Raw genomic sequence first — 6,793 nt, 5'->3', positions numbered from 1 at the left:
GCAAGGACTGTCGCAAGGACTGTCGCAAGGACTGTCGCAGGGTCTGTCGCAAGGGTTGGAGAAGGGATTGCTCGAAGGTATAGAGCTTGCCCTTGAGATCAAGTTTGGCAGTACAGGCTTGGTCTTAATGGAGAAGATCGACAAGCTCGATAACCTGGACAACTTAAAAAAGATAAAAGGCTACATACGTGAAGTCTCCAGCATTGACGAACTTGTCCGGCTGATAAACTGAACCTTCTCAGACCTGTTGACATAATTAACGCGACAAGATGACAGGCTCGCTATGACAGGCTCGCTATGATAGGTTCGCTCAGGGGCAGGCTGATGCGCAAGAGGGCAACGGAGGTCCTGATAGAGACAAACGGTGTGGGGTACGAGGTGCATGTTGCCATCAACAATGAGCTTCCCGGGGAGGGCAATGAGGTGTTTCTCTACATCCATACGCACGTCAGGGAGGACGCACTGCAGTTGTATGGATTTATGCGAGATGAGGAGAGGTTGCTCTTTAGCAGGCTTATCAGCGTTTCGGGCATAGGGCCGAGGATAGCCTTGGCCACGTTGTCGGGGTTGTCTGTGGAGCGGTTTGCGGCGGCCATCGAGGGGGAGGACGTGGCGATGTTGTCACGCATTCCCGGTATCGGCAAAAAAACGGCCCAGAGGCTTATCCTTGAACTCAAGGGAAAGTTGCCATCGATCGTACCTGCAAAGGACACACAGTACGAAGACGCCCTCTCTGCACTGTTGACGCTTGGATACAAAAAGGCAGACATCGTTACCACCCTCGATGTTCTCAACAAACGAGGCATAAAAGACATTGAAACCCTCATCAGGGAGGCGCTGAAATATCTCTCAGAGGGTGCAACGGGAACCTCCGACAATTGAAAAAAGACGATATCTGTCAACCCGCCGCCATGAAGGAGGATATCACAACGGAGGTCACGCTCAGACCAAAGACCTTTGACGATTTCATCGGCCAGGACAGACTCAAGGACAACCTCAGCGTCTTTATTGAGGCAGCCAGGGGACGTGGCGAACCGCTTGACCACATATTGTTCTGCGGCCCCCCCGGACTTGGAAAAACCACCCTTGCAAACATCATAGCCACCGAACTCAAGGTCAACATAAAGTCCACCTCCGGCCCCGTCCTGGAGAGACAGGGCGACCTGGCTGCCATACTGACAAACCTCTCAGAACACGACATACTGTTCATAGACGAAATCCACAGGATGCCACGTGTCGTCGAGGAAGTACTATATCCTGCCATGGAGGACTTCAAGCTCGACATCCTCATCGGCCAGGGGCCAAATGCCAGGACACTCAAGCTCAACCTCCCGCGGTTCACCCTGGCGGGGGCAACCACTCGCACCGGACTGCTGACCTCACCGCTGAGGGACCGCTTTGGTGTTATCAACAGGTTGCAGTACTACAGCGCCGATGAACTTGTAATTATCGTGAAGCGTTCGGCCAAAATACTCAACGTCCGGATAAACGACGACGCCGCACTGGAGATCGCAAAACGGGCTCGTGCAACCCCCAGAATCGCAAACAGGCTGTTACGCAGGGTCAGGGACTTCGCACAGGTCAAAAACAACGGCATCATTGACATTGCCATAACCGATAGCTCGCTGCTGGCCCTGAACATAGACAAAATGGGCCTGGATGAAATGGACAGAAAACTCCTGCAGACCATCATCGAAAAGTACAACGGCGGCCCCGTTGGCCTGGATACCCTTGCCGCATCGGTCAGCGAGGAAAAGGACACCATCGAGGACGTCTATGAGCCGTTTCTCATACAGGAGGGATTGATCGAAAGAACCCCGCGCGGCAGACTTGCCACAAGGCTTGCATACCAGCACATGGGTGTAGACCTCCCGCACAGGCTGTTCTGAATTATAGAGCGTTTTGATGGAGATTAAGAAGACACCCCCTATTCTTTCCCTTGCTATTTGATTGTAGCTCCTGGTGCTATCTCCTTGTCGGGCGTCAGTAGCGCCATTGCTGTATCGTCCGAGGCTGCCAGTAGCATTCCCTGGGACTCGATCCCCATCAACTTGGCAGGTTTGAGGTTGCACACCACCGCAACGCTCCTGCCAACAATAGTCTCTGGACTGTAGTGTTTACCGATGCCTGCCACCACCTGACGCATCTCCCCCGTGTCTACCTGGAGGCGCAGCAGCTTCGATGAACCCTTCACCTTTTCGGCGGATACCACCCTGCCAACCTTGAGCTTCACCTTCGCAAAGTCCTCGATGCCGATAAGTTCACCGACGGCAACAACATTCTCAGCGGATTTGATCTCTGCTGCCGCTAACACCGCCTCTGTCGCTTGTGCTACCTCTGCGGGCTTCTCTATCCTCGGAAACAACTGCGGCAGTTCGAGCACTGTTCTGCCGTGACCAAGCCTGCCCCATCCGGCGTGTTCCGTTGCAGAGAGGTTTACGTCTCTGATGTCCTTCTGCGTCAACGCCCCATAGAGCTTCCCGCACGTCTGAGGCATAAACGGATACAGATACATGCCGATAAACCTCAACCCCTCAAGGCAGTGATATATCACAGTGCCCAGCCTGTCCGTATTGCCTCCCTTTGCCAGCACCCAGGGTTTTTCGGTGTCTATGTGCTTGTTTAAAAAGGCTGTAAGCTCCCAGATTGCATTGAGCGCCTTTTGATACGCAAGCTCCTTTAGGGAATCTTCTATGATAACAAGGGTGCCTACCATCAGGTTTTCAAGCCCTTCGTCTGGTATCTTTGGCTGTGGGATAACGCCCTTAAAATACCGCTGTAGCATGGAGAAAGTCCTGTTGACGAGATTACCCAAATCGTTTGCCAGGTCGCTGTTTATGCGTCCGATGAGAGCGGCCTCCGAAAAATCGCCATCCAGGCCAAACGTCACCTCCCTGACGAGAAAATACCGGAAGGCATCCGCTCCGTAGCGGGCAATGATGTCAAAGGGGTCTACGACGTTGCCCAGGGACTTGGACATCTTCTTGCCCTGTTGTGTCCACCAGCCGTGGGCAAAGATGTGCCCTGGCAGCGGCATATCAAGGGCCATGAGCATGGTTGACCAGAAGACCGAATGCGTGGTCAGGATGTCCTTGCCGATGAGGTGCCAGGTTGCCGGCCACCACTGCCCCGACGTTTGGGGGGCAAGGTAGAGCGTTGCCGAGTAGTAGTTCATCAGGGCGTCAAACCACACGTAGGTCACAAAGTCATCGTCAAATGGCATCGGCACACCACAGGAGAGCCTCTTCTTTGGACGCGAGATGCACAGGTCACCCAGGGGGGCGCTTTTGAGAAATCCCAGGACCTCGTTGCGCCTGCTCTGTGGCTGTATAAAGTCGGGCGTGTCCTCGATGTACCTCACCAGCCTGTCGTGATACCCCGACATCAGAAAGAAGTAGTTCTCCTCCTCGATCCTGTCGATAGCCCTGCCGCAGTCGGGACAATTGCCATCGGGGACCTCCTTGTCCGTCCAGAAACGCTCATCGTATGTGCAGTAAAAACCGCTGTACTGACGCTTTTCGATTTCACCCTTGTCGTAGAGCTTTTGGAGCATGTCCTGGACAACACGGATGTGCTGCGGGTCTGTTGTTCTGATAAATGCGTCGTTTGTGACGTTTAACCCGACCCAGAGGTTTTTGAAGTTCTCACAGAGGACATCCGCATGTTCTTTGGGTGTACGGCCAACCAGATATGAGGCCTTCTCCACCTTCTGTCCGTGCTCGTCGGTGCCGGTGAGGAAAAACACCTCCCTGCCCATCAGGCGGTTAAACCGCGCCAGTATGTCCGCCGCCACCGTGGTGTAGGCATGGCCTATGTGGGGGACGTCGTTGACGTAGTATATGGGGGTTGTTACGTATAGCTTTTCTTTCATCTTCGTGTAAGTCTCCGGTTATTCAGTCTTCTTTTTTGGCTTGTGTCTTTTTGGTCGCCACTTCTTTTTTGGCTGTTGCTGTTGCCCCTCTCCTTTAGGTACATCGATGCGCTCCGATGCAGGGGATGCAGGTGCGGTTATCGTTGCACCTCCACCTTCGGGGTTCTTTCCGGCTTGTTGTATGCCCTCTGCCGTGGCGGCGGATGGCTTTTTGTGACGCCTCCTGCGAGGGGGTCTGCGTTTTTGTTCACCGTCCGGCTTTGATGTCTCCGCCTCGCCCTTGCACGTGTCACAGGGGCCACATATTCCTTCCCTGGCGCCCTCTGCAGATGTCAGTTGCCGCTGCCGAGCCTCTATGGACTCGGCCAGACGCTCAAAGGGCAGGTACTCATCCTCGGCATCAAGCTCCTCCAGGATTGGCGAGTCCTCTGTAAGCTCAACCACCTCCGCCGGTAAGCTGCCATCATCCACCTCAAAGCCCAGGCAACACATCAATCGGCCACACAGCCCGGATAACTTGCCGGGGTTGAGCACGAGGTCCTGCCTCTTGGCCATCCGGATGGAGATCGGCGCAAAACTCGACAGAAACGTCCTGCAACAGACCTCCCGCCCGCATATCCCCAGCCCTCCGATGTACTTTGTCTCATCCCTGACCCCGATCTGGCGCATCTCTATGCGTGTCTTAAAGCGCGAGGCCAGGTCCTTGACAAGCTCCCGGAAATCAATCCTGCCCTCGGCCGTAAAGTAAAACACTATCCGCTTCCTGTCCAACGTCACTTCCGTGTTGACCAGCTTCATGGCCAACACCCTGGACACCACCCGCTCCTGACAAAACGCCTTGGCCTCTTGCTCAAGCTCGTCGTTTTCCAGCTTTATCCGGAAGTCCTCCTCCGTCGTTAAGCGCATCACCCGCTTCAGCTCCTTGTCGTAGCTCTCAACGCTGCTGACGTCCGTGACGACATTGCCGATGGTCAGTCCAAAGCTCGATTCCACGATGACGGTGTTGCCCTTCTTGATCTGCAACGCATCGGTATTGGTTACCTCAAAATGGTAAATCTTTCCGCACTTTTTAAATCTTATTCCAACAATATCCGGCATATTCTAACCTTTTTCTCTTTCCGACAACATAAAGTGCATCATCCCCCTGTCCCCCTGCCCGTACCGGCATCCGGGGGGCGTTTTGCTAATACGTTTTCCAGCATCGCCTGCACGTAATTGATCACAATGGACTTGTTTATATTGAAGATAAAATAGTTCATAAGTCCCAAAATCCTTTCGTAGAGTTCCACGAGGGTCCCTGACGCAACGTTCTTGCCCAAGTCCCTCAGCTCCTGCCTCTTGTCGCTGTTTATCAGCACGGCGCTATCGGGTTCAACCTTCAGGGTCATCATGTCCCTGATAAAGACGAGGGCTGACTCAAACCATTGTGTCATCTCCTCTTTTTCCTTCCACTGTGTAACCTTCTCACCGGTGAGCAGAGCCTTGAATGTGGCCATGTCCCTGTTGCGCCTGCCGATAACCTCATCGGAGAGCATAGGGCCAATGCTGCCCATTGACAGTCTCAGGTGTGCCTCTGCAATATCCCTCCCCATTGAGCTGACCACCGCCCTGGCCGCCTTCAACGATAGCGGCGTAAAGTTGATGAGCACACACCGGGAACGGATCGTATCAAGCAGACTCTCCTCAAAGGCACTGAGCAGGATGATGACGCTGCCTGCGGGGGGTTCCTCAAGGGTCTTTAGGAAGGCGTTGGCCGCCGCCGGATTGAGCTTGTCGGCGTCGTCCACGATCAGTACCTTCGACCGCCACTCTATTGGCGTCAGGGACAGGAAGTCTTCGAGTTCCCTGATCTTTTCGATCTTGATCATGCCCTCTTCGGCTGCTATGACCCTCATATCGGGGTGCGTCAGGGCATCCACCTTGTGACAGGAGAGGCATCGGTTGCAGGCGTCATCGCGGCCCGGTGTGTCGTCCATGCAGTGTATGGCCTTGGCAAAGGACACCGCAGTGAGCCTCTTGCCCGTCTGGGCCGGACCGCTGAAGAGGTATGCCGAGGCTATCCTGTCCAGCCTCACCATCCCGCGTAAGACCCTTATCGCACGCTCGTGCCCAAGTATGGCGCCTAGGGACATAGCGCAAGCCTCTCTATGATCATCGCCGTGATAATCTCCGTGAGTTCCTGGGGAGGGACCGTCCCTTGCAGTGTCACAACCCGCTGAGGTTGCATAGCGGCAATTTCGAGGAATCCGCCCCTGACCCTTTCGTAAAACTCAAGCGCCTCTGACTCCATCCTGTCGGTCTTGTTAAGAGCGGCGGTTCTTCTGAGTCCTTCTGCGGCATCGATATCCAGCAGGAAGGTTATCTCCGGCGCTATATTGGTTGTAAGCCGCCGTAGGGTCTCTATCAGCAACAGGTCAATCCCCCTGCCAAAACCCTGATAGGCGATGGTTGAATCCGTGAATCTGTCAACCAGGACTATTTTTTTCCTGTGCAGTGCGGGTCTTATGACCTCTTCGATGTGCTGAACCCTCTGGGCGTTAAACAGGAGTAGTTCCGTCAACGGGGCCATGTTGTCAAGGCCAGGAGGGTTCACTACATCGAGGAGCAGCTGCCTGATGCGTGCCCCGGTCCGCGTCGCACCAGGCTCAAATGTGGTCACGCACTCATATCCGCTCTGCGTCAACATCAGCGATACCGCATGTACCTGCGTAGACTTACCACAGCCATCTATGCCCTCAAAGGATACAAGCATGGTCAATTACTCACCTGTCCGCAATGTAAAAATATCTGTGAACATCACTGCCCTGTTTACAAATCATAACTCATTTACTTGTAAGGATTCAAGTATGTTATTTTATAGCGCGTTTCGATTGTGTGCAATACAAGAAAAAAAGGGGCGGTTTGTGGCAGGGGTGCCCCCCC

General features: G+C 54.1%; 6 protein-coding genes and 1 pseudogene. 3 read left to right on the top strand and 4 right to left on the bottom strand.

Going from position 1 to position 6,793, the window contains the following annotated elements; translation table 11 throughout:
• The 3 genes and pseudogenes from HWQ67_RS10610 to ruvB form a co-directional block, all read left to right on the top strand.
• Positions 1 to 232: pseudogene (locus HWQ67_RS10610) on the top strand (hypothetical protein); the annotation flags it as partial.
• A gap of 65 nt (positions 233 to 297) precedes the next feature.
• On the top strand, positions 298 to 882 hold the full coding sequence (gene ruvA, locus HWQ67_RS10605) for a Holliday junction branch migration protein RuvA (protein ID WP_255317225.1): 585 nt from the start codon (positions 298 to 300) through the stop codon (positions 880 to 882).
• Positions 883 to 911: 29 nt separating this feature from the next.
• Positions 912 to 1,889: a Holliday junction branch migration DNA helicase RuvB gene (ruvB, locus tag HWQ67_RS10600; RefSeq protein WP_218252664.1), complete on the top strand. Its 978-nt coding sequence runs from the start codon at positions 912 to 914 to the stop codon at positions 1,887 to 1,889.
• Positions 1,890 to 1,942: 53 nt separating this feature from the next.
• Here the strand turns inward: ruvB and metG are convergent, their stop codons facing one another.
• The 4 genes from metG to tmk are packed head-to-tail and all read right to left on the bottom strand — an operon-like array spanning position 1,943 to position 6,623.
• Positions 1,943 to 3,871, bottom strand: coding sequence for a methionine--tRNA ligase (metG, locus tag HWQ67_RS10595; protein WP_218252663.1), 1,929 nt, complete (start codon positions 3,869 to 3,871; stop codon positions 1,943 to 1,945).
• An 18-nt stretch (positions 3,872 to 3,889) separates the two neighbouring features.
• On the bottom strand, positions 3,890 to 4,969 hold the full coding sequence (locus HWQ67_RS10590; RefSeq protein WP_218252662.1) for a PSP1 domain-containing protein: 1,080 nt from the start codon (positions 4,967 to 4,969) through the stop codon (positions 3,890 to 3,892).
• A gap of 38 nt (positions 4,970 to 5,007) precedes the next feature.
• The gene (holB, locus tag HWQ67_RS10585; RefSeq protein ID WP_218252661.1) at positions 5,008 to 6,003 is read right to left on the bottom strand and encodes a DNA polymerase III subunit delta'; all 996 of its coding nucleotides are present in this window, start codon (positions 6,001 to 6,003) and stop codon (positions 5,008 to 5,010) included.
• Complete coding sequence (gene tmk / locus HWQ67_RS10580) at positions 5,994 to 6,623, bottom strand: dTMP kinase (RefSeq protein ID WP_218252660.1); 630 nt, start codon at positions 6,621 to 6,623, stop codon at positions 5,994 to 5,996. Before tmk ends, holB begins: the two co-directional genes overlap by 10 nt.
• Positions 6,624 to 6,793 lie beyond the last annotated feature (170 nt).

Source organism: Candidatus Magnetobacterium casense (assembly GCF_019173545.1).
Classification (GTDB): Bacteria; Nitrospirota; Thermodesulfovibrionia; order Thermodesulfovibrionales; family Magnetobacteriaceae; genus Magnetobacterium; species Magnetobacterium cryptolimnobacter.
Note: the sequence above shows the minus strand (reverse complement) of the source record. Positions and strands in the feature narration are given on the sequence as shown.

Bases quoted from the DNA above. Each gene is read 5' to 3' on its own strand.
- ruvA (WP_255317225.1), top strand. From the start codon at position 298: ATGATAGGTTCGCTCAGGGGCAGGCTGATGCGCAAGAGGGCAACGGAG.
- holB (WP_218252661.1), bottom strand. From the start codon at position 6,003: ATGTCCCTAGGCGCCATACTTGGGCACGAGCGTGCGATAAGGGTCTTA.
- ruvB (WP_218252664.1), top strand. From the start codon at position 912: ATGAAGGAGGATATCACAACGGAGGTCACGCTCAGACCAAAGACCTTT.
- tmk (WP_218252660.1), bottom strand. From the start codon at position 6,623: ATGCTTGTATCCTTTGAGGGCATAGATGGCTGTGGTAAGTCTACGCAG.
- HWQ67_RS10590 (WP_218252662.1), bottom strand. From the start codon at position 4,969: ATGCCGGATATTGTTGGAATAAGATTTAAAAAGTGCGGAAAGATTTAC.
- metG (WP_218252663.1), bottom strand. From the start codon at position 3,871: ATGAAAGAAAAGCTATACGTAACAACCCCCATATACTACGTCAACGAC.